18 protein-coding genes are annotated in these 21,998 nt (G+C 67.2%); 13 read left to right on the top strand and 5 right to left on the bottom strand.

Going from position 1 to position 21,998, the window contains the following annotated elements:
• Positions 1-646: 646 nt before the first annotated feature.
• The 3 genes from M2271_RS10385 to M2271_RS10375 all read left to right on the top strand — a co-directional run bounded on the left by M2271_RS10385 (position 647) and on the right by M2271_RS10375 (position 5,335).
• Complete coding sequence (locus M2271_RS10385; RefSeq protein ID WP_280886837.1) at positions 647-1,996, top strand: hypothetical protein; 1,350 nt, start codon at positions 647-649, stop codon at positions 1,994-1,996.
• 41 nt (positions 1,997-2,037) lie between these two features.
• Positions 2,038-4,833 (top strand): DUF499 domain-containing protein, encoded by a 2,796-nt coding sequence (locus M2271_RS10380; protein ID WP_280886836.1) that lies wholly within the window; start codon positions 2,038-2,040, stop codon positions 4,831-4,833.
• A gap of 373 nt (positions 4,834-5,206) precedes the next feature.
• The gene (locus M2271_RS10375) at positions 5,207-5,335 is read left to right on the top strand and encodes a hypothetical protein (protein WP_280886835.1); all 129 of its coding nucleotides are present in this window, start codon (positions 5,207-5,209) and stop codon (positions 5,333-5,335) included.
• 151 nt (positions 5,336-5,486) lie between these two features.
• Here the strand turns inward: M2271_RS10375 and M2271_RS10370 are convergent, their stop codons facing one another.
• The 4 genes from M2271_RS10370 to M2271_RS10355 all read right to left on the bottom strand — a co-directional run bounded on the left by M2271_RS10370 (position 5,487) and on the right by M2271_RS10355 (position 9,256).
• Positions 5,487-5,714, bottom strand: coding sequence for a hypothetical protein (locus M2271_RS10370; RefSeq protein ID WP_280886834.1), 228 nt, complete (start codon positions 5,712-5,714; stop codon positions 5,487-5,489).
• Between the two features lie 309 nt (positions 5,715-6,023).
• Positions 6,024-7,091, bottom strand: coding sequence for a methyltransferase (locus M2271_RS10365; protein ID WP_280887032.1), 1,068 nt, complete (start codon positions 7,089-7,091; stop codon positions 6,024-6,026).
• Position 7,092: 1 nt separating this feature from the next.
• Positions 7,093-7,875 carry a tRNA-dependent cyclodipeptide synthase gene (locus tag M2271_RS10360; RefSeq protein ID WP_280886833.1) on the bottom strand — a complete coding sequence of 261 codons (783 nt, stop codon included), beginning with the start codon at positions 7,873-7,875 and terminating at the stop codon, positions 7,093-7,095.
• 166 nt (positions 7,876-8,041) lie between these two features.
• Entirely contained in the window at positions 8,042-9,256 is a 1,215-nt protein-coding gene (locus M2271_RS10355; protein WP_280886832.1) for a cytochrome P450, read from the bottom strand.
• Between the two features lie 717 nt (positions 9,257-9,973).
• Here M2271_RS10355 and M2271_RS10350 point away from each other — a divergent pair.
• The 3 genes from M2271_RS10350 (at position 9,974) to M2271_RS10340 (ending at position 11,643) form a co-directional block, all read left to right on the top strand.
• The gene (locus M2271_RS10350; protein WP_280886831.1) at positions 9,974-10,870 is read left to right on the top strand and encodes a phosphorothioated DNA-binding restriction endonuclease; all 897 of its coding nucleotides are present in this window, start codon (positions 9,974-9,976) and stop codon (positions 10,868-10,870) included.
• A 72-nt stretch (positions 10,871-10,942) separates the two neighbouring features.
• Complete coding sequence (locus M2271_RS10345; protein ID WP_280886830.1) at positions 10,943-11,221, top strand: CopG family transcriptional regulator; 279 nt, start codon at positions 10,943-10,945, stop codon at positions 11,219-11,221.
• Positions 11,218-11,643 carry a hypothetical protein gene (locus tag M2271_RS10340; RefSeq protein ID WP_280886829.1) on the top strand — a complete coding sequence of 142 codons (426 nt, stop codon included), beginning with the start codon at positions 11,218-11,220 and terminating at the stop codon, positions 11,641-11,643. The genes M2271_RS10345 and M2271_RS10340 overlap by 4 nt, the downstream gene beginning before the upstream one ends.
• Positions 11,644-11,892: 249 nt before the next feature.
• On the opposite strand, the gene M2271_RS10335 is transcribed toward M2271_RS10340, so the two are convergent.
• Positions 11,893-12,345, bottom strand: coding sequence for an ATP-binding protein (locus M2271_RS10335; RefSeq protein ID WP_280886828.1), 453 nt, complete (start codon positions 12,343-12,345; stop codon positions 11,893-11,895).
• A gap of 285 nt (positions 12,346-12,630) precedes the next feature.
• Between M2271_RS10335 and M2271_RS10330 the strand changes: the two genes are divergently transcribed.
• The 7 genes from M2271_RS10330 to M2271_RS10300 all read left to right on the top strand — a co-directional run bounded on the left by M2271_RS10330 (position 12,631) and on the right by M2271_RS10300 (position 21,976).
• Entirely contained in the window at positions 12,631-13,545 is a 915-nt protein-coding gene (locus M2271_RS10330) for a helix-turn-helix transcriptional regulator (RefSeq protein ID WP_280887031.1), read from the top strand.
• Positions 13,502-13,639, top strand: coding sequence for a DUF397 domain-containing protein (locus M2271_RS10325; protein ID WP_280886827.1), 138 nt, complete (start codon positions 13,502-13,504; stop codon positions 13,637-13,639). The genes M2271_RS10330 and M2271_RS10325 overlap by 44 nt, the downstream gene beginning before the upstream one ends.
• 97 nt (positions 13,640-13,736) lie before the next feature.
• Positions 13,737-13,946: a DUF397 domain-containing protein gene (locus M2271_RS10320; RefSeq protein WP_280886826.1), complete on the top strand. Its 210-nt coding sequence runs from the start codon at positions 13,737-13,739 to the stop codon at positions 13,944-13,946.
• Between the two features lie 282 nt (positions 13,947-14,228).
• Positions 14,229-15,185 carry a hypothetical protein gene (locus M2271_RS10315; protein WP_280886825.1) on the top strand — a complete coding sequence of 319 codons (957 nt, stop codon included), beginning with the start codon at positions 14,229-14,231 and terminating at the stop codon, positions 15,183-15,185.
• A 419-nt stretch (positions 15,186-15,604) separates the two neighbouring features.
• Positions 15,605-15,952, top strand: coding sequence for a hypothetical protein (locus M2271_RS10310; protein WP_280886824.1), 348 nt, complete (start codon positions 15,605-15,607; stop codon positions 15,950-15,952).
• A gap of 548 nt (positions 15,953-16,500) precedes the next feature.
• A complete protein-coding gene (locus M2271_RS10305; protein ID WP_280886823.1) occupies positions 16,501-20,901 on the top strand; it encodes a hypothetical protein in 4,401 nt (1,466 codons plus the stop codon).
• 322 nt (positions 20,902-21,223) lie between these two features.
• The gene (locus tag M2271_RS10300) at positions 21,224-21,976 is read left to right on the top strand and encodes a glycosyltransferase family 2 protein (protein WP_280886822.1); all 753 of its coding nucleotides are present in this window, start codon (positions 21,224-21,226) and stop codon (positions 21,974-21,976) included.
• Positions 21,977-21,998 lie beyond the last annotated feature (22 nt).

Here is a 21,998-nt window from a genome sequence, read left to right as displayed (position 1 = left end):
CACGATGAGAACCGTCGATCAGCATTCGATAGGAATCACTTATAGATCCTCCGTGGGTGGCGAGTTCAGGCGAGACAAGGCTCCACACCACGCCCAGAGAACCGGGCCTCGCCCCCAGAACGCGTGCCCCCATCGGCGAGGGATTGATCCCACGAGACCAGGCCGCGAGGCGGGGCACAATGTGCTGCCTGAACACCGGGTGCTGAAGCGCTGCGAACGGCGCAGGGAGTTCCGGTACATCGGCCCAAGGATCCCGGACCGTGAAGCGCCTACGAGCCTTCGGCGGGGCGGGAAGTGACGGCGCCTCCTTCCCACTTCGGCGTCTTCTGTATGCCTTCTGTCGACACGCACTCGAGCAGTACAACCGCGTTCGGCCTGTGGGCGGTTGAGTGACGATGGCTTCGCACTCAGGCCAGATGCAGCGTTGCAGCACAACCACTTCGCTGGAGTGAGCTCTCACCACCTCGGAACGGAGTGGACCGTGCTCCCACCGGATCTCCTCCAAGAGGGAGCCGGCGTACCCGGAAGTGCGGAGGTTCTCCAGTGCGTCTGCGACAACGGCTTCTACGTTGGATGGGGGCGTATCAAGACGACGGGCCACCTGGGCAGTTGGAGCCCCTTGCAGTCTCAGAAGGAGGAGGTCCCGTTGAGCGCCGTCGAGTTCCGCGAGAGCCTGACTCAGGACGTCACTGCCCACGTACCGGGCCGTGGGATCTCGAAAAGACTTTCTACGCCTCGCGGCCCTGGTTCGCATTCCCTTCACCCCCTCCCGCTTCCATCGACTCCCTTTGCCGACGGTGAGTTCGACGCGGTCATTATCGACCCGCCCTACTACGACGCCTTTCAGTACGGCGACCTCTCGGACTTCTTCTACGTCTGGCTCAAGAGGTCCATCGGACACCTGTACCCCGAACTCTTCGCCACCGCACTGACTCCCAAGCGTGCCGAGGTAATCCAGAATCGGGCCCAGCGCGACTCCGCCGAGTACATATCCCGCGACGAGTTCGAGGCCCGCCTTCAGCGCGCTCTGGACGAGGTCGCCCGGGTCGTCGCGGACGACGGCATCGTTTCGTTGGTCTTCGCCCACACCGACAACGCCGCCTGGGAACACCTGCTGCGCGCCCTGCGTCGGGCCGGCCTGAAGGTCACGACGTCATGGCCAATGCAGTCCGAAAGGGCAGGACGCACCACCGACAACGTCGGCTCAGTGCTGGCCTCTTCAGTGGTACTCGTCTGCCGCAAGGTGGGCGATGCCACCGACGGCTTCTACGACGACGTGGTCCGCGACCTGGATGCCCGCATCGCCGAACGCCTTGCTGTCTTCGATGACATGAAACTGTCCGGCGCCGACTACTTCGTCTCGGCCATCGGCCCCGCCTTCGAGGTCTTCGCCCGCTACTCCCGTGTCCTGCGCCTGTCGGGAGACGAGGTGGGAGTCGACGAGCTGATGGTGCTGGCTCGTCAAGCTGTGGCTCGACACGCCACCAGGTCACTTACTGGAGGCGAATCCCTGGAGCGCCTGGACAGCCGTGCGCTCTTCTATCTCACTTGGCGCTGGGCATACGACGGTCTGGCAATTCCCGCAGATGATGCATACATGCTGTGCCGCGCGTTCGATCTTCATCTGGACGCCCTCACCGTACGGGGAGGGCTGATACGAAAGTCCGGCTCCGACTACAAGCTGCTCGGACCTCATGAGCGCCGCAGCATCACGCTCGGCCAGCGTCCCTCCTGGGTGGATGTGATGCACTCCGCCTGCCTGCTCTATGACGAGGGCCGCCGCCAGGAACTCGACGCGCTGCTCGGCGCCAGTGGCGCGGGCACCGAGCCTGCTTTCTGGGCGCTGGTCACCGCCGTCACCCAGCTCCTGCCGGAAGGCTCTCGTGAGCGCACTCTCTTGCTCGGTCTCGGTGGCAATCGCGACGACTTGGCGGAACGGGCTGCCAAGTACTCCCCGGACTTCGAGGAGCTCACTCTCTTCGGCACGCAGCCCTGATACCGATCCAGCACCCGCATAGCGAAAGGAATTTCCGTCCCGTGGCCGGCCTCAAGAGTTGGAACGAGATAGCCCCTCCGCACCTGGACATTGTCAACGGCTCGTTCGACGAGGCGCTGTTCGCCGCAGACCTGGGCCTGGTCAGCAAGGGAGAAGGTCCACAGGATTACCGCGATGCCCAAATCTTCGTACAGAAAACATATTTGACGGAGAATCTGCGCAGCGCTCTTGTCGAGATCGGGAATCGGCTGGCCGGAGACCCCGCCGCCAAGGCAGTACACAGAATGCAGACGGAATTCGGTGGCGGAAAGACCCACACCCTGCTGTCTGCCTACCATCTTTTCGGCAACGCCCGCGCTCTGTCGCGTACCCGGCTCGCCCGCCAACTCGCCCCCTCCATCGTGGATGGCCGCCTTCCGCAAGCCACTGTCGTAGTCCTCGATGGCTCCGGTCTGACCCCAGATCGTGCCAAGGAGAACCGTTCCCCGGGCCGTACCCTGCTCGGTCATCTCGCCTTTCAACTTGGCGGGCAAGAAGCGTACGAGAACGTTCGAACCGAGGACGAGGCCCGCCAAGCGACCTCCACCGCCCATCTCGTGGCCTTGCTCAAGCGCTACACGCCCTGCCTCATCCTTATGGACGAGACTCTCGAATACCTGGCGAAGACCATCACTGCCGATGGCGACCAGGGCGCTCTGACCACCAACACGCTCGTCTTTATAAAGGAGTTGACCACCGCTGTCGCCAATACCCCCGGCGCCTGCCTGGTCGCGACCCTCACCGCTTCCCACCTCGAAGACTTCACAGGTATCAACCATGAGGACCTGCTGGAGCGCTTGGCGAAGATATTCGGCCGGACGGAGAACGTCATCACGCCGGTGGAAGGCGATGACATCTTTCCTGTCCTGCATACCCGACTGTTCCAGAGCACTGGAACTCCTGCCCAGCGCCGTGCAGTGGCGGACGCATACGGCGACTACTACGCCGAGCAGTTCGGTGACGCTCTCCCGGCTGTTTACCGTGATCCTGCCTACCGCGACCGTATCGAGGCCGCTTACCCCTTCCACCCCGAGCTGATCGACTTACTCACCCATCGCTGGGGCTCGCTGTCCGGCTTCCAGCGCACGCGCGGAGCACTGCGCACCCTCGCGCACAGCATCAAGGCTCTCCATGCGGAGGGGCGCGTCTCCCCCCTCATCCACCCGGGAGACATCCCTCTTCATGATCCTGGGGTGCGGGCCGAGATTTTGAAGATCACCGGTGGTTCTTACCTGTCGGCTCTGAACGCCGACATCATTCGCGAGGATTCGCGAGCCCGCATCGAGGACCAGCGCCGCGGCGGCGAGATCGAGAAGCTGCGACTCGCGACCAAGCTCGCCACGACAGCCTTCGTCAACTCCTTCGGCTCCGACAGGGTCCTGGGGGCATCCGACGCCCAGATGACCGTCGGTGTGGGCCGACCGGGGCTGTCTCGCGGCGCCCTCGAAGATGTCCGGGACACCGTCAAGAATGTCGCCTGGTACATGCGCTACGAGGGCGGCCGCTACCGTTTCACCACCGAGCCCAACCTGAACAAGGTCATCGTCGAGCGTGAGAGCGCTGTACCCGAGGACGCGATCGCCGAGCTACTGGAAGAGGCCACCAAGAGTGTGGCTCCGGCCAAGTCTCCCTGGCGCACGCAGACCGGCGTCCTGAGCTCTGCGGATGTCCGTGACGAACCTCGTCTGACACTCGCTCTGCTCGATCCCGAGCACCGGGTCGAGCCCTCGGAACCCGTCACCGTCAGGGACGCATCCCATCGAATCCTGAGCGAATACGACCAGTCCGGCCGCACCAACAAGAACGCACTGGTCGTAGTCGCTCCCGACACAGGCGCCCTCGGCCGTGCCCGTGCACTAGCGCGGACCCTGGCGGCGATGCGCGAACTGCGAGACGACGTACACCGACTGAAGCGGTTCAATCAGGAACAGCAGGACGACCTGCGCGAGAGGGTCGTACGCGCCGAGGACCGACTCCCCGCGCTGCTCACCATGGCTTACCGCCATGTGTTCTTGCTTGCCAACGGCACGGGCGGATCCCCGCCCTCCACACAGCACCTAGACCTCGGGGCCGCACGCGCCAGCGAGACCGTCACCTCACGGGTCACGGAACGACTGCGGTCAGGTGACGGTCTACTGGACAGGCTCGCTCCCGCCGCGTTGTTGTCGGACCGCTTCGACCTGCTTCCGGCAGACGTGGAAGCTGTCGAGATAGAGGACCTGCTCAAGGCATTTCGGCGCTTTCCGAGGCTACCGAAACTCGCCTCTGTCGAGGTGCTGCGAGACTGTCTCACTGAGGGGGTAAGACGTGGAGTCTTCGGCCTCATTTCGGGCGCCACTTGGCAGGCAGCCGACGCAGTTATCCGCATCGGGGAGGAGATCTCACCGGATGAGATCGACTTCCAGCCGGGCACGTGGCTGGTACGGGCCGCACGTGCCCAGGCCCTGCGTGGCCCCGAGACACCGCCTGCGCATCCTTCTGACACGGGCAGCCCGCGAACAGGGACGGCTGTTGTCCCCGGGACCAGAGAGCCGACGACCTCAGAGGTACCGGCGCCAAGGCCGCCCTCAGTAGGCCCCACTGGTCTTCGACTGCATATTGCAGATGTACCAGCCGACAAAGTTCGCGATGTCGTCAAAGTGGCGGTGCTGCCTTTCGCCGCACAGGGCGCCGAGGTCCGCGTAGAACTGGACGTCTCCGTTCGAGCCTCGAAGCCGATACCCCCGCATGTCATTGACTTGGTCGTTGAGGAGGGTCTCGGCCAGCTTGGTCTCCAGGCTGAGACGTACGAACAATAGGCGGCGATGTCCTCGATGCAGGCAGCGAAGGGCACAGCATGGCCTCGGACTGCCAAGTGACGGCGCGCTCGCACAGCTCCGATCTCCCGGTCTCCGAGGTCCCTTCGGACAACGGGATCCACGTCGTGGTTCGGGCGTCCGGGACAGCCCCGGTCTTCCTGGCGACGAGCACGGCCTGGTGACGCAAGCAGCGTCATCCAGCGGTGAGCGTGGAAGAGCTCGCAGCGAAGTGGGTGGCCGGCGCCGAGGTCGTCTACATCGGCAAAGCGGATGCCGGTGCCGCCAGCGGCCACGGTCTGCGTAGGGGCTCGCGCAGTACGCTCGCCATGGTGTCGGCGGCACCAGCCACCACGGCGGGCGGGACGTCTGGCAGTTGGCGGATCACTCCGCTCTGTTAATCGCGTGGAAGACCGACGCGCACCCGCGCGACGCCGAGAAGGCTCTGATTGCCGAGTTCGAGGCGCTGCACAGCGTGCTGCCGTTCGCGAACCTCAAGCGCTGACGAGCCCTTCCCCGGCAACCCGCCCTGACCGCAGCGGCGGCGGCGGCGGCCGTGGAGATTCATGTCCTCAGTCTCCCCACCCAACGGCAGGGGTCCAGCCGAAACGTTCTGGCTGGACCCCTGCGCAGTTGATCAGCTGCGGACCGAGCAGTTAGGCCTGCTTTTCCTGGCCCTCCTCGGAGGCGGAAGGCAGCGGTCCAACTTCCTCACCCGATATCTCCGTTGATCGGCCGCCGTCGAGCGTCGCGCCGAGCTTGCGGAGCGCGTTGCGGGTCTGCTCGGACGGCACGTGCGTGTAGACCTCCATGGTCACCGAGATCTGCGTGTGCCGGAGGATCTGCCTCGCAATGCGCGGGTGGACGTCCAGAGCAGCCAGCAACGAGCCGCAGGTGTGGCGGGTGTCGTGGACGCGGATCAGCCGGACCCCGCCTCGGCACAGCGGAAGGCGAAGCGCCGGTTGAAGTTCCGGGGCTCGACCGGTGTGCCGTAGCGGGTCGTGAAGACGAGGTCGGACTCGGTCCACAGGTCGCGGGCGGCCAGCTTCGCTGGTCGTCTGGTCGGCGCTGAATGCAGCCGGCCTCACCGCGTCGCCTACTCCACCCACGCGGCCTGTCGTCCACATCCTGCCATTGACTCACCGATGTTTTGCCGGCCCCGGCCTGCCTGGCGGTTGTTCCGAAGAGTACGTCTACACCGACGCCGTAGGTTTTGCGACCAGCAGTGAAATGGGTGACGAGTCTCCCGGGTAGATATCCGATATCGAAAGGCCGGCCTGGGAGAGCAGAGCCGCGAATTGTTCCTCGGTCCGCTCGCGACCACCGGCGATGCTGAGCATGTGAAGGTCCAGCAGCCTTGCTACCCGCAGGCTGGAAGCACTCGGCCGTACGGCCTCCAGGATGAGCAGGTGGCCTGTGGCGGGAAGGCTTTCCCGAACCTGGGTGAGCAGCTTGGCCGCCTCCTCGTCACCGAAGCAATGCAGGACCGCTGACAGAACGTAGACGTCACCGGCAGGGAGCGGGTCGGTGAAGATATCGCCGCTGACGATGTCGCACCTCTTGAGTATCTCGGCATCCGCCAGTTTGGCGGTTGCCAGTTCCGCGACCTCCGGCAGCTCGAACAGTACTCCTCGCAGATGGCTGTTCTTTTCGAGTATCGCTTGGAGTAGGACGCCCGAACCCCCTCCGAGGTCGACGACGGTGTTGGCGTTGGAGAAGTCGAACGCTCCCACCGTCGGCATTTTGAATGCATGGACGAAGTCCGTCATGGCTCGGGTGAAGATCGCGAGCAGGGAGGGGTTTTCCCTCAGCTGCGAGAATATGTCAATTCCTGGTGCGGCTGGTTCTCCGGTACGGATGCTCTCCTCTAGGTGAGCGGCCGCCGGGTAGGACGCAACACCCTGACAGAGCACGTAGTTCTTCAACGAGAACGGCGAGTCCTCCCTGAGGATGTGTCCAGCATCGGTAAGCTCGAAATCCCCGGTTGATTCGTCGTACCTGAGCAGCCCCAGCTCGATGAGAGTCAGCAGCAGCCGCTCCAGGGTGTCAGGATCGCACTGGGTGATCTGCGCCAGCTGGGATTTAGTCGTGTGACCGTTCCAGATGTGGTCGGCGAGTGCGAGTCGGGCTGCGACATGCGTGGCCTGGAAGGCCAAGAAACTGGTGGCCAGTTCAAGGACCCGAAGCGCCGCGAATTGGGCCTGCTGCTCGTTTGAATCTTGTTGAGGGGCGTTCACACTATCGCGAGTTTTATCGCTCATATCAATCACATCCCAGAGAGTGTTCTACGACGGCAAAGCGTTGAGATAGTGTGGCGGGCCAGGGAAGGCGGTTGGCGAGGTAGAGCGCTACGAAGGGGACCTCTCTGTGATAGCAGACGGTGGATGTCCCTTTTCCGTAGATCTCATTACCGGCAACCAGCACCGGGATTTCGGCAAGGAAATATTGTGCGGCGATCGCGGCCTGCTCGGTTGTAATTCGAGTGGTTTTCGGATCACGGCGAAGTAGCGTCTCCGTGGCGATCTCGAGGCAGTAGCTCCGGAACCAGTCGTCCCCGGCGAACAGTATGTCCGCCTCATCGCGAATTCTTCGGTACACCGAATTGTCCGCCAGCTCGGAGAATTCCTGAATCATCGTCGACGGATCGGAGACGCCTACCGCGGAAAGAGCAGTGATCACCTTCCTGCGGAGGCTTCCGACGATGTTACGACACTTCCTCCTGGCCTTTCCCTCCGGCCAACCTCGCGCGATCAGATTGCAGGAGGCCTCCTCAGCTCCGGGGAGCACGAAATTTACGTGGGAAAAGGTCTCCAAAGCCCAGTGAGCTATATGGTGTATTCGCTCCTGGCTGAAGTAGCTGTTGAAGGGGCTGACTCCGATGATGCCGTGGTCGAGCGCCAGGCTGTCCTCCCACTCCGGCAACAGCCACTTCACCTTCGGGGCCGTCGCGCCTACGACTTCGGCCTTGACATCGGCCTCGACATCGGCCTCGACATCGGCAAGGCCAGGGACGTGAGCAAAGCTCACATCGGAAGAGTGGGACATCAAATACTGCCTCCTAGGTCCTCATGGCACAACACATGTTGGTTATGTGCAGCTGCTTGCGCGCGCTCAGGAGTATGTGCCGTCTACTCGATCGGAATCCTCAACAGGACTCGAAACGTTTCCGCCCGCTGCTCCCATGAATGCGTCCACTTGAAACCCGGGCGTTCTATCGCGGCTCGAACAGCAGACGTAGCGAGGCAGGGCCACGGGCGTAAAGGCCATGCTCGGCATATTCGAAGCCGGGAAGATAACGAATATTGCTCATAGCATCGAGGAGTGCATTGGCGGCTGTTTCAATTGTCATCCTCGCATAACCGGCCCCGATACAGAAGTGACGTCCCGCCCCGAAGGTGACGTGCCGGGCGGCAGCGGTGAAAGCCCGGTCGGAGCCAAGCTCGGTCCTGTCGATACGGAACTCATCCGGTTGGCGGAAGACCTTGGGGTCGCGATTGGCCGCGGCGATCATGGAGAAGACGGTCGACTCGCCCGGCAGTATTCCGCCACTTACCGGAATATCGGTGGTAGTGCGCCTGGGGACGAGATGTACCGGCGGAGTAAACCGGAGAGTTTCCGCTATCGCAAGCGGAATCAGACTGCGATCTCTTCGGATTTGATCGGCCTGTTCGGGATGGTCGATGAGATTATGGATGAGCAGGACCACACCCTTTTCCGCCGGCTCGGCGGCCGCAATGAGTATGTTGAGGCACAGAGCGCGGATCTCGGGGGTCGTCAAATCCAGTTCGGCGAAATCCCCGGACGCGAGGACAGAGATGACGTCGCTGCCTGAGGACCGGCGCCGGGAATCGATAATGGGGTCGAGGTACTCCGCCAGTTGCTTACCGCACGAGACGCCTTCTGTGGCTGTCTCATCGTCGAGTTCAACAGCGACGGCGTAGGCAAGGATGCCCTGATACCAACCGGTGAGCTGCTCGGCATCCTTCTCGGGTAGCCCCAGAATATCCAGGATGCTCTGGATGGCGAACTGGCCCGCGAAGTCACGCACCAGGTCGACGTGGCCACGCGCGCGCCATTCATCGATGAGACCCTCGACTCGACGCCGAACGGTCTTTCGATGTTCGTCCAGTGCGTTGCCGCTGAAGGGCCTGATGGCAAGCTTCCGCCGGAGGGTAAGGTCCGCGCCCTCGTACTGATCGAGCACTGGCGCCCCCATTATCGGGCCCAGGCGACTTTCATATGCAGCAGTGGAGAACAACGGATCACGCAGTGCCCGGACCACGTCCTCATGACGGCTCAAAAAGTAGGCGTCGATCCCCTCGTGATAATACAGTGGATGCTCATCTCGCAGCGCCGCAAAGTGGCGGTACGGATCAGACTCGAATTCTGGCGACGTGACGTCGACAACTCCGGCCCCAAGACCCATTTGTCCATTCCGTTCACGAAATCTACTGATAACACATGAAGAAGAGGTTGCTCTAGTTACGGGTAGCCAGGGGTGGTCCTCGGAGGTTCAGCAGGTCGTCCGCGACCTGGTCGAACACCTTCTTCTCCAGCTGGTCGGTGATTTCCAGCAGCCTTTCCGGAAGCATAGCCCGGCCATGGCGCCTGGTAGCGGGCGGAACCGGGATTGCCCATACGTGCAGCCACGCTCGATCTTCCATTGAGCTGCCTTTGAGCTGCCTTGAGCCGCGCAGTGTTCGCGAAATTTCCCAATTTATTACTTCCAGATGGCGGTCGGCCCAGGGCTTTTGCAAGGTTAGCCCTGGGTATTCAGCGGAATTGGCGGAATGGCAGTTATGGGTCCCGGCGGCCGGATCCACCCCCGACACCCTCGCCGTCGGCCCCGCCGCAGGAGCCCCCGCGGTCCCGACGCAACCGCTCCCGCGAGCACGACCGCGGTGCCGGCTCCTCGGAAGGGCGGGCTGTTCGGGCGGCGTCGTGCGGATGCCGTGTCCGAGGCCGAAGAAATGCGGGCATGGATCGCAAGGACACAGGGGCTGGAAGCCGCGCGCGTCGCAGGTCTCGTACGGCAGGTCGAGGCGGAGGCCGCTGGGCGAAGCCGGTGCGCCCGTCGCAGGCGCAGGAGGAGTTGCAGCCCGGACAGCATGATGTACGGCGAAGCATCACTACGATCACCGTCATGGATTGGCTGGAGCGCGCCGCGAAGCTGAGGCAGTGGAGCCGGGGTGGGGTGCGGGCGCCGCACAAGCCGTTGCTGCTGCTGTACGCGCTGGGCCGTTTTCAGGCGGATGCCGCGGACGAGTTGCCGTACACCGCGGTGGAGGCGGATCTGAAGCAACTGCTGGCTGAGTACGGTCCGGCGCGGGAGACCACGCCCGCCTATCCCTTCCACCATCTGGTCAGCGACGGGGTGTGGGAAGTGCGGACCGAGCACGGCGCCGGCAGCCCAGGCACCGGGGTGCGGGAACTACGGGCCAACCGGGCCACTGGGCGGCTGGCCCCGGACCTTCGGGCTGCGCTCCGGCGGGAACCGCCGCTGCTGGGCCGTATGGCAAGGGTGCTGCTGGATCTGCACTTCCCACCGTCGCTGCACCAGGACCTGTGCGCCGCCGTGGGCCTCGAACTGGAAATGGCGGAGACCGACGCTCTGGCAGCGCCCGAGAGGCGGCAGCGGGACCGGCGGATGCGGGAGGCGGTGCTGACCGCGTACGAATACCAGTGCGCCTTCTGCGGCTACGACGGCCGGATCGGCGCGGTACCCGTCGGCTTGGAGGCCGCGCATGTGCGCTGGTGGGCGTTCGACGGCCCGGACGACGTCGACAACGGACTGTGCCTGTGCTCACTGCACCACAAGCTCTTCGACAAGGGCGTCCTCGGTATCGGTGACAACCACCGCATCCTGGTCTCGCAGCGCTTCGTCGGCCACAGCCCCGCCGCCCGCGAGTACGTCATAGCGCTCGCCGGCCGTCCGCTCATCGGACCTCAACCGGGCGCCCACCCCGTCGCGTCGATCCACCGCTCCTGGCACACCAGCCAGGTCTTCCACGGCAGCCCACGCCCCGCCACGGTCGCCTGATCGCCTGATCGCCGAGCGTCGGTCACGGGACCCACTGGTAAGGAGTGTGATACCAGGAGTATGGTCCATTGTATGGCGACGAAGAAGGTGACCGTGACGATCCCCGAGGATCTCCTGGACGAGATCCGCGCGGACGCGGCAGAGCGGGGCCTGTCGGCGTACGTCGCCGAGGCGCTGCGCTTCAAGCGCGACCGGGACCGGCTCCTGGAACTGGTCGACTGGCTGCAGGAAGAACACGGCCCCGTGACTGAGGACGAGCGTGTGGCAGCCCTCGACGAGCTGGAGGACCTCGACACCGAACACGAGCGGCGTCGAACCACCGGAAAACGCAACGCCGGAGAGGCTGCGTGAAGAAGCGAGCCGGTGAGCGCGGGCAGAGGCGACTCCGCGTCTTCGTCCTGGACTGTGAAGCCCTCTCCCTGGCAGTGCGCGGCGACCGGAAGATGATCGCCTGGCTCGACCTCGCGGCCCAGGGTGAGGCCGAGGTCGTGACGTCCCCGATGACCCTGGTCAAGGCGTACGACCACAGGACGACCGAACAGCGCTGGGACTGGGTACTGTCCCGGCTCCAGGTCGTCGATATCGGGAAGGACGAGGCCCGCCAGGCACGCCGGCTCCTGGCCGACGCCAAGTTGCACGGCCACAAGTACGCGATCGACGCTGTGCTCGCCGTCATCGCGCGACAGCAGAGGGGACAGGTCACCGTCTTCACCTCGGACGTCGACGACCTGGAGAAGCTGCTCCCGGACACGATCGTCGTCAAGAAGGTGTGACCCAGCGGCGCGCATGTGGGTGAGGGAACGCAACAGGCTGTAGGCGATGACGGGTTCGAAGGCGTTGAGCTGGAGCAGGCCCGCTTCGGCGGCCATCGTGACGGTCACCCGGCGGTGGGCCACTCGGCGGACACATCAACCAGCTCTTCGACACCAACCAGTTCACCGAGACCGAGACCCCGACGGCGACCGGGACCGCGACCGGGACCGGGACCGCGACCGGGACCGGGACCGCGACCGCATAAGACATCAGCCGGTCGGCGTCGGCACCTCCGCCCATACCGTCTTGCCCACGGGATGACGAGTCGTCGAACCCCAGCGCACGGCCAGGACGTCCACCAGGAGCAGGCCGCGGCCCGACTCGCCGTCGGGATACGACGACGGCGGGGCGACGGGCGGCCGTTTCACGGCGGCGGCGTCGGCGACCTCGATGCGGACCAGTCCCACCACCTCGTCGAGGCAGAGCCGGAGACGGAAGTCGTGCCCCGGTACGCGGCCGTGCTGTACGGCGTTCGCGGCGAGTTCGCCAACCACGAGGGCGACCGCGCACGACACGTCCGACTCCGGCGGGTACCCCCACTCCTCCATGCGCCGCACGGCGAGGCGTCGGGCGAGCTGGGCGCCTCGGGGCGAGGAGGCGAACTGCGCTGTGAGCGCCGGGCGTTCGGTGGCTCCACCGTCGAGCACGACGACTTCCGTCACAGGCGCAGGCACAGGCGCAGGCGCTTGGGCGTCCCTTCGGGGTTCTTCGCCATAGGTGGTCGTTCCTGTCAGCACAGCGTGTCCGTCCTTGCTGTCGAGTGCCTGCCGAGCGCTTTTCGAGCGCCTGTCGAGTCCCGGGAAGCCCCGCGATGTACGCGAGTCGTCACGTTCCGTACTCAAGAGTCGTCGGACAGCCCTACGCTCGGAAGGTGACACAGCATTACTTTTCGGCTCGTAAGGAACGGAAGTTACGCCTTGGCCAACGCAATTGACCCCAGTACGTCCATGGCCGCGCTGTTCGGTTCACGGGTGCGCAGGCTCCGTACGGCGGCCGGGCTGACCCAGGCCGAACTCGGCCAGAAGACCCACGTGGTGAGCACCCGGATCACACAGATCGAGCGGACCTCCGGGGCGAAGCCGACGCTGGACCTGGCGCAGGCGCTCGACGCGGTCCTCGGCGCGGACAACCTGCTGGTCGAGTTGTGGCCGTACGTGTACCGGGAGACGTTTCCGGACTGGTCACGGAAGTTCATGGAGTACTCGGAGCGGGCGGTGGCCATCCAGCAGTACGCCGCCCACGTGGTGCCCGGTCTTTTGCAGACGGAGAGCTATGCGCGGGAGGTCCTCAGCCTGGACGCATTACTCGACGGTAAAGAGCAGTTGGAGGAGCGGCTCACCGCCCGAATGGGGCGGCAGGAGCGACTCGGGTCGCATCACCGGCCTGAACTGTGGGCGGTTCTGGACGAGGCCGTGCTGAGACGTCCGATCGGCGGCCACCCTGTGATGCGGAAGCAGTTGGAGCGACTGCTCGGCGCGGCGACAGAACGTCACGTCGCCCTGCAGGTACTGCCGTTCGACCAGGGCGGGCATGAAGCGATGGGCGGTTCGCTGACGATCCTGACCCTCCCGGACGGTTCCGAGGTGGCCTACACAGAGGGCGCGGACTACGGCCAACTCATCGAAGAACCGACCATCGTCAGCCGTTACAAGGTGATTTACGATCGGCTGCGGGCGACAGCCCTGCCCCCGCTCATGTCGCTCGACATGATCCGGTCCGCGATGGAGGGTGACTACCGTGGCACGAGCATCCCGTCCCGATCTGAACGACGCCGCCTGGCGCAGGAGCAGCTACAGCAATCAGGCAGGGGGCGACTGCGTGGAGGTGGCCGACGGGTTCCCCGGCACCGTCCCCGTCCGTGACAGCAAGACCCCGCACGGTCCCACCCTGCGCTTCGAAACCGGCTCCTGGGCCGCGTTCATAGGCGAGTTGAGGACTGGTCAGCACCACGTCTGAGCCGACCATGGCCCGGCCGGGTGCCGGGGTCAGGTCCCGGTCACGTCCCGGCTCGACATGATCCGATCTGTGATGGAGGGCTACAACCGTGGAGCGAATGTCCCGTCCCGATCTGAACGGCGTCGCCTGGCGCAAGAGCAGCTACAGCAATCAGGAGGGCGGCAATTGCGTGGAGGTGGCCGACGGGTTCCCCGGCACCGTCCCCGTCCGTGACAGCAAGACCCCGCACGGCCCCGCCCTGCGCTTCGAAACCGGCTCCTGGGCCGCGTTCATAGGCGAGTTGAGGGCTGGTCAGCACCGCGTCTGAGTCGACCACGTCCCGGCCAGTGCCCGTCTTCCGGGCTCGCCGGTCCCTTGTCCGCGAGGGTCCGGCGGGCCACGGACCTCCTTAAAGAACCGGGGGAAAGAACTACCCACCCACCCACCCTCCCCGGCCAGGAAGCCCTCGTCACCCGTCCGAGTGACCGGCTTGCAGGGGCGGGATACGGACGGTTACGTTCACCGCGACAACCACAAACAAATACGGCCCCCGGCCGGGACGGCAATCCCGAACGAGGGCCTGACCAACCAGGAAGAGCTGACCTTCCCGATGGCTGACTCGCAGTCTAACGCGCCCCTGCGCGCCGACGCCGGAGCACCGACCTCCGGCGTGATCCACGTACGCACCCGCCTCACGGCCGAGTTCACCGTGATCTCCAACGCCCTCGCCCAGCGACCCGGCAGCGCGGTCACCATCGGCGTCGCGGTCTACATCCTCTCCCTGCCCGACGGCACCCCCATCACCATCGCCGCCCTGTGCAAACACTTCGACGAGGGCGAAATCCTCATCTCCCGCGCCCTCACAGAACTCGAAGAAGCCGGATACCTCGAACGCCGCCGCGAACGCCGGCCCACCGGACAGATCCGCACCCGAACATTCTTCTACGACATCCCCTACGGCAACCCGGAACCGGAAAGGGACCCAGACCCGGACCCAGACCCGGACCCGGAACCGGAGCAGGAGCAGGACGGCCCGCCCGAACCGCCCAAACCGCCCCGCCCCCGGCAGTCGCCCACCCCCGAGCAAGCCACACCCACACCGACGGCCACAAATGACTCGACGCCAGCGTCCCTCCCCACCCAGGAACAACCGCAGAAACCCGCGTCACTCTCCGACGCCGACCCCCAGGCAGTCGCCGTACTCACCACGCTCCGCCGCGTCGATCCACGCCTCCTCCTCTCCGAGCAGGAAGCCGTACGCCTGGCACCGGCCGTCACCCAATGGCTCACCGCCGGAGTCACACCCTCCCAGATCACCGCACTGCTCACCGCGCGACTCCCCGACCACTTCCTGACCCGCCCCGCAGGCATCCTCGCCTTCCGCCTCCGCGAAACACCCCTCCCCGCCCCACCCCCACTCCCCGACCCCCAGCACACGAAACAACCAACCGTGCAGCCCTTCCAAACCTGCGACGGCTGCGAACGAGCCTTCCGCGCCCCCACACCCGGCCACTGCCGCGACTGCCGATCCGAAGCACCCAGGAACCGTCTCCGCGCGGCCTGCTGAGCCCTCGGGCCGGGAGGCTTGATGCGCGACGATGCTTCACCCGATACCAGGCAGGACAGCAGGAGGAGGTGGGGCATGATCGGCAGGTTCGGGGACGGACTCCTGACTCCCGCGGAAACAGCCTCCTACCTGGAGTCCGTACGGGTGATCGTGATCGACCCGAGGTTCGGGCACGAGAGGCCCGTCGTGGCAGCCAACCGCGTCGCGGTCAATGCCATCACCGACCTGTGCGAGGCCAGGCCCAAGCTGAAAGAGAGGGGCGTGGGGACACGGACGCAAGATCAGCCTCGGTCCGTCGCTGATCGGCGCGTTGACACAGAGCCCGGCCGGACGTTGACTGGCGGTACGGCTGGGAGCCATCGGCTGGGAGCCATGCCGCCAGTCAGCGTCCGGCATGACGTACAGGAAAGCGGCACTTGATGATGTACGACCAAACACGTGCTCAGCAGCCCTCGGGCAAGGCCCCGGGGCGGGACGAACGGCGCGCCCCAGGACCTGACGCCCTGTTTCCGGCGAGCGACCGGGACAAGATCCTTCAGCGTCTCGGACAGGCTGTCAACATCTTCGCCGACACCCCGCGTGAGGCGCTGGAGAAGGCCGAGGGGGCCTTCGACGAAGCCGCTGCCCTGCTCGTGGAGGCCCTCGCGGAACAGCGGCGGCTTCTGCGTGAGGGCTGGCAGGACCAGGATCCCGAGACGCAGTCCACGGAACTTCGCCTCGCGCTGCGACAGTACCGGGAGGTCACCCAGCGGATGCTGCGCCTGTAGGGGGCCACGGCCTCAGGGGCCACGGCCTCAGGGAGCCTCGGCGGTCCTCGTACCGGCGGGTGAAACAGCACATCAGACCCGGCTTCCGGAAACGGAGGCCGGGTCTGATGCGTTGTCAGGGGAGGGCTTGGGAAGGAGTGGGGGATGAGTCCTCGGCAGCCAGGGTGTGATCCGGCGCCGGTCCCTCCCCTCGTGGGGACCGGTGCCGGACAGTGTGGACGTTCTGGTCCGTGCCGGGCGTGCGTGGCTCGGGGACAGGTGTCCGGATCTCGACGGATCTCCCGGGCTCGGGCGGGGAGAGCCGGTGGCGCCGTCCCGCCGTTCCGGTGGAGGCCGGCCGGGAGCGTGCGATGCCGTGCGGTGTCTCTCCGAGCGCCGAGCTGGTGGCCTGTCCTGGTGACGTCCGGTTGCCGCGCTGTTACGGGTTGATCCTGTCAGTTGTGGATCCGGGCGACGAGGTTCCGGTGTCCCTCCGGATACGTCCTCGCAGGTCAGCCGTATAAAGTGAGTTTTCCGGACCGGATGTTCAAGCGCGGAGGAAGTGAGGGGTGGAGACCTTGAGTTCCGACTCAGGGGCACGCACGGCCTTCGCGGAGCGTCTCGCGCTGCTGTACAAGGAGGCCGGCAACCCTCCCCTCAAGAGTGTCGCCGAGGCGATCGTACGACTGCAGCGGGTCGACGAACGCGGGCGGCCCGTGCGGGTGTCCGCCCAGCGGATCAGCGACTGGCGACGCGCGAAGAACGTGCCGGCGCAGTTCGCCGCCCTCACTGCCGTGCTGCAGGTGCTCATACCCCAGGCGCGGCGGGCGCGGCCCGTGCCCGTGTCCACCGGGCTGTACGACCTCGGCCACTGGCAGCGGTTGTGGGAGCGTGCCGTCGCCGATCCGGTGGGCGCCGCGGAGTCCGAGGGGGAGCAGGGCGCGAAGACCGACGCGGCGGCCGTCGTCGTCGCCGGTGGTGTGTGTCCGTACCGCGGGCTCGCCTCCTACCGGCAGCAGGATGCCCGGTGGTTCTTCGGGCGGGAGCGGAGTACGGACGCGCTCGTCGCCCTGTTGCGGGCGACGGAACCGGCCCCGGGGCTGGTCATGCTCGTGGGGGCCTCGGGTGCGGGGAAGTCGTCCCTGTTGAACGCCGGGCTGGTGCCCGCGGTGCGGGACGGGGTGCTCGGCGACGAGGACGGCCCGGCGCGGCCCGTTCTCCAACTCGTCCCGGGGGCCGATCCGCTCAAGGAGCTGATCCGTCGTGTTCCGGGGCTCTCGGACGTCCCGTTCGGCCCGCAGGACCTCGGGTTCGGCACGCAGGACCTCCGGTCAGGTACGCAGGATCTCCGGTCAGGTACGCAGGATCTCCGGTCAGGTACGCAGGATCTCCGGTCAGGTACGCAGGACCTCCGGTCAGGTACGCAGGACCTCCGGTCAGGTACGCAGGACCTCCCCTTGGTCACGAACGACCTCCTTTCGGGCGCGGAGGACCTCCCCTCGGGCGCGGAGGACGGCGGGTCCCTCGGCGCGGAGGACAGCGGGTCCCTCGGTGCGCAGGGGAACGGGTCCCTCGGTGCGCAGGGGAACGGGCCCCTCGGTGCGCAGGGCAGCGGGCCCTCCAGCGTGCAGGAGGGCGGGTCCTTCGCCGGCTCTGTGCGGGACGTCCTCGCCGGGTGGGCCCGGCGGGAGTCGCCCTCCGAGAGGGAGGACAGCGAGTCCTTCGCCCGCTCCGTGAAGGACGCCTTCGCCGAGTGGGCCCGGCGGGAGTCGCCCTCCGAGGGGCGGCCCGTCGTCATCGTGGACCAGTTCGAGGAAGCGTTCACTCTCTGCCCCGACGAGGCCGACCGGCGGGCCTTCGTCCGGACCCTGCACGCCGCGTCGACACCCTCCGGCCCGGGTGAGGCCGCGCCCGTGCTGGTCGTCCTCGGGATCCGGGCCGACTTCTACGAGCAGTGCCTCGCCTATCCCGAACTGGCCGACGCGCTCCAGCACCGGCACATGGTGCTGGGGCCCCTCACCACCGCGGAGTTGCGGGAGGCGGTGACCAGGCCGGCCAAGGCGGTGGGGCTGGAACTGGAGCCGGGGCTGGCGGAACTGATCGTGCGGGAGGTGAGCGCCGACGGGCCGCGCGGGGCGCACGACGCGGGCGCGCTGCCGCTGATGTCGCACGCGCTGCTCGCCACCTGGCAGCGGCGCAAGGCGGGGCGGCTGACGCTGGCCGGATATCGCGCGGCGGGCGGGATCCAGGGCGCGGTGGCGGCGACCGCCGAACAGGCATGGTCGGGGCTGGACCCGGCGGCGCGGACGGCCGTCCGGCTGCTGTTGCTGCGGCTGGTCCGGCTGGGCGAGGACACCCAGGCCACCCGACGGCGAGGCACGCGGCGGCAGTTGGCGGAGGAGTCGAAGGACCCGGGCAAGACGGAGGAGTCGCTCGAGGCGCTGGTGCGGGCCCGGCTGGTGACGCTCGACGCGGAGACCGTCGAGATCACCCATGAGGCGCTGCTGCACGCCTGGCCCCGGCTGCGCGACTGGATCGACGAGGACCGCAGCGGCAACCTGCTGCGCCAGCGGCTGGAGGAGGACGGCCGGGCCTGGGAGGACTCGCACCGCGACAGCTCCCTCCTCTACCGGGGTTCCCGGCTGGAACAGGCCCACGGCTGGGCGAAATCCGCCGGTGACACCTTCCTGACCCGTTGCGCGGTGGACTTCCTGGCCGCCTCGGTACGGCTGCGCAGGCGGACCGTCTGGATCAGCCGCGGGGCGGTGGCGGCGCTGGTCGTCCTGGCGATCGTGGCCGTCGGTTCGGCGGTGGTCGCCTGGCAGCAGCGCAACGACGCGGTGTTCGAGCAGGTGGTCGCCGAGGCGGACCGCGTCCAGTACACGGACCCGTCGCTGTCCGCCCAGCTCGACCTGGTCGCCCACCGGCTGCGGCCGGGCGACGAGGGCACCAACAACCGCCTGATCTCGATCGTGAACGCCCCGCTGGCCACGTCCCTGCTCGGCCACACCGGTGCCGTCTACCTCACCTCGTTCAGCCCGGACGGGAAACTTCTGGCCACCGCCAGCTACGACCGGACCGTCCGGCTGTGGAACGTGGCCGACCCGACCCGGCCCAAGCCCCTGGGCAGGCCGCTGACCGGCCACACCAGTTGGGTGAGCACCGCGGTCTTCAGCCCGGACGGCACCACCCTCGCCAGCGCGGCGGACGACGGCACGATCCGGCTGTGGGACGTACGGGACCCCACCCACCCGCGCCGGCTCGGCACCCCCCTGACCGGGCACAAGGGCACGATCTACCTCGTCGCCTTCAGCCCGGACGGGCGCACGCTGGCCTCCGCCGGCGAGGACCGCACCGTACGGCTGTGGGACGTACGCGATCCGCGGGCGCCCGAGCCGCTGAAGAAGCTGACCGGGCACCGGGCCGCCGTGCGGTCCGTGGCGTTCTCTCCCGACGGGCGGACGCTGGCCGCCGGGGGCGACGACAACACGATCCGGCTGTGGGACACGGCCGATCCACGGCATCCGAAGCCGATCCCCACCGCGCTGACCGGGCACACCGGCACCGTGCACTCCGTCGCCTTCAGCCCCGACGGCACGACGCTCGCGAGCGGCGGCGCGGACGACACGGTCCGCCTGTGGGACGTGTCCGACCCGCGGCGGCCCGCCCCGCTCGGGCAGCCGCTCAGCGGGCACACCGGTCCCGTGTGGTCGGTGGACTTCAGTCCGGACGGGACCATGCTGGCGGCGGCCAGCGCGGACAGTACGGCGAGCCTGTGGAACGTGAGCGATCCGGCCTATCCGTCGCAGGTCGGCGAGCCCCTCGCGGGCAGCAGTGGCGAGATGTACGCCCTGGGCTTCAGCCCCGACGGCCGGACCCTGGCCACCGGCAGCGGCGACAGCAAGGTCCGGCTGTGGTCCATCCCGACGGGTGACATGGTCGGCCACAGCGGGGCGTTCCGCCCGGACGGGAAGGTCCTCGCCACCGCAGGCCGCGACGGACGGATCCGGCTGTGGAACGTGCAGAGCCCTCATCGTCCCGTGGCGCTGGGCTCGCCGTTCATGCCCGGGGACGGGGGCCTGCGTTCGCTGGCGTTCTCCCCGGACGGCCGCACCCTCGTGGTGCTCACGGGAAACCGGGCGGTGCACCTGTGGGACATCAGCGACCCGTCCCAGCCCGTCCCGCAGGGGACGCCCACCGAGCTGCGGACCCGGTTCATGGGCCCCGACGCGCTGGCCTACAGCCCGGACGGGCGCACCCTGGCCACCGCCTACGACGACCGCACCATCCAACTGTGGAACGTGACCGACCCCTCCCGCGTCGTCCCGTTCGACAGCCCTCTCACCGGTCACAAGGGGTACGTCAACTCCCTCGTCTTCAGCCCTGACGGCAAGACGCTCGCCAGCGGCAGCGCGGACGGGACGCTCCGGCTGTGGGACGTGACCGACCCCCGGCACGCCACCCGCCTGGGCACGCCGCTCACCGGGCACGCCGGCCCGGTCAACGCGCTCGCCTTCAGCTCGGACGGCCGGACGCTGGCCAGCGGCAGCGACGACGACTCCGTACGCCTCTGGGACGTCACCGACGTCCGGGACGCGGCCCCGCTGGGCTTCCCGCTCACCGGCCACACCGAGGCGGTGGTGTCCCTGACGTTCAGCCGGGACGGCCGCACCCTCGCCAGCGGCGGCAACGACAACACGGTCCGGCTGTGGGACGTCGCCCACCCCGCCGACGCCGCCCCCATCGGGCAGTCGATGAGCCCGAACGCGAAGACGGGCAACTTCCTGTCGTTCAGCCCGACGAGCCAGATGCTCGGGGTCTCCAGCGGCGCCGACACCGTACGGCTGTGGAATCTGGACGTCGACGACGCCATCGACCGGATCTGCTCGACCACGCGGGGTGTACTGACGTCCGGCACATGGCACGAGTACCTGCCCCGGCTCTCCTACGAGCCCCCGTGCGAGCCGTGACGGGGGGCCTGCGGGTGGGGCCTGGTCGAACTCGGGCGGGCCGGCCGTGGTATGTGATCCCGATCACAACTCATCGTTACGGCTCGGCAGTCGACTCCCGCAGGACCAGCAGCGTTGTTAGTCTTGGCCATAGCCCGACCGTTGGTGCATCCCCCGTCGCCAGCGGTCGGGCCTTTGCGTGTCCCGCGTATCCCGCAGATCCCGCGTATCCCGCGTGTCCCGCAGATCCCGCGTGTCCCGCAGATCCCGCGTGTCCCGCAGATCCCGCAGATCCCGCGGAGTCGGGCCCCCGCGCCCCTTTCGAAAGGTGGTGGGTGCTGCCGTGACCAGGCGCGTCGCCGTCGTCACCGCTGTCCACGCCCCCTCGGCCCGCTTCCTGCCGGAGGCCCACGCCTCACTGTGCGCGCAGGAGTTACCCGACGGCTGGGAGTGGCACTGGGTGATCCAGGAGGACGGGACGACGGACGCCGTCGCCCCGCACGTCCCCGACGACCCCCGGGTCACCTTCCGGCAGGGACGGCCCGGCGGTCCCGGGGTCGCCCGCACCATCGCCCTCGCGCACGCCGACGGCGAGTACGTGAAGATCCTGGACGCCGACGACCGGCTCGCCCCCGGCACCCTGGCCCGCGACGTGGCCGCCCTCGAAGCCGACCGCGAGCTCGGGTGGGCGACCTCCCGGGCCCTGGACCACCTGCCCGACGGCTCCACCGTCGGCTTCCCCGGGGACCCCGGCCACGGGCCGATCGCACGCGGGGCCGTCCTCGACTTCTGGACGGCGAACGACTTCCGGGCCCCGGTCCACCCGGCCACCCTCTGCGTCCGCCGGGACCTCCTGGTGGCCCTCGGCGGCTGGATGGCCCTGCCCGCCTCCGAGGACACCGGCCTGCTGCTCGCACTGAACTCGGTGAGCCGCGGCTGGTTCTCCCGCGAGATCGGGCTCCTCTACCGCAAGTGGGACGGCCAGATGACCAGCCAGGCCTCACACACCGACCCGGCGGAACGCGCGGCCCGGATGGCGGTCGTGGAGGCACGGGCACGGGCCCTCTCGTCGCTGCGGTGGCAGTACTACTCCTAGCGATCCACGCAACTACGGCGCA

The organism is Streptomyces sp. LBL, from assembly GCF_029893585.1.
Lineage (GTDB): Bacteria > Actinomycetota > Actinomycetes > Streptomycetales > Streptomycetaceae > Streptomyces.
This window is presented reverse-complemented; position numbering and strand designations above follow the sequence as displayed.

What these genes read in the sequence shown, in the direction of transcription:
- M2271_RS10365 (WP_280887032.1), bottom strand. Translation starts at nt 7,091, where the DNA reads ATGAGCGATAAAACTCGCGATAGTGTGAACGCCCCTCAACAAGATTCA.
- M2271_RS10360 (WP_280886833.1), bottom strand. Translation starts at nt 7,875, where the DNA reads ATGTCCCACTCTTCCGATGTGAGCTTTGCTCACGTCCCTGGCCTTGCC.
- M2271_RS10355 (WP_280886832.1), bottom strand. Translation starts at nt 9,256, where the DNA reads ATGGGTCTTGGGGCCGGAGTTGTCGACGTCACGTCGCCAGAATTCGAG.
- M2271_RS10350 (WP_280886831.1), top strand. Translation starts at nt 9,974, where the DNA reads ATGGATTGGCTGGAGCGCGCCGCGAAGCTGAGGCAGTGGAGCCGGGGT.
- M2271_RS10345 (WP_280886830.1), top strand. Translation starts at nt 10,943, where the DNA reads ATGGCGACGAAGAAGGTGACCGTGACGATCCCCGAGGATCTCCTGGAC.
- M2271_RS10330 (WP_280887031.1), top strand. Translation starts at nt 12,631, where the DNA reads ATGGCCGCGCTGTTCGGTTCACGGGTGCGCAGGCTCCGTACGGCGGCC.
- M2271_RS10320 (WP_280886826.1), top strand. Translation starts at nt 13,737, where the DNA reads ATGTCCCGTCCCGATCTGAACGGCGTCGCCTGGCGCAAGAGCAGCTAC.
- M2271_RS10315 (WP_280886825.1), top strand. Translation starts at nt 14,229, where the DNA reads ATGGCTGACTCGCAGTCTAACGCGCCCCTGCGCGCCGACGCCGGAGCA.
- M2271_RS10310 (WP_280886824.1), top strand. Translation starts at nt 15,605, where the DNA reads ATGATGTACGACCAAACACGTGCTCAGCAGCCCTCGGGCAAGGCCCCG.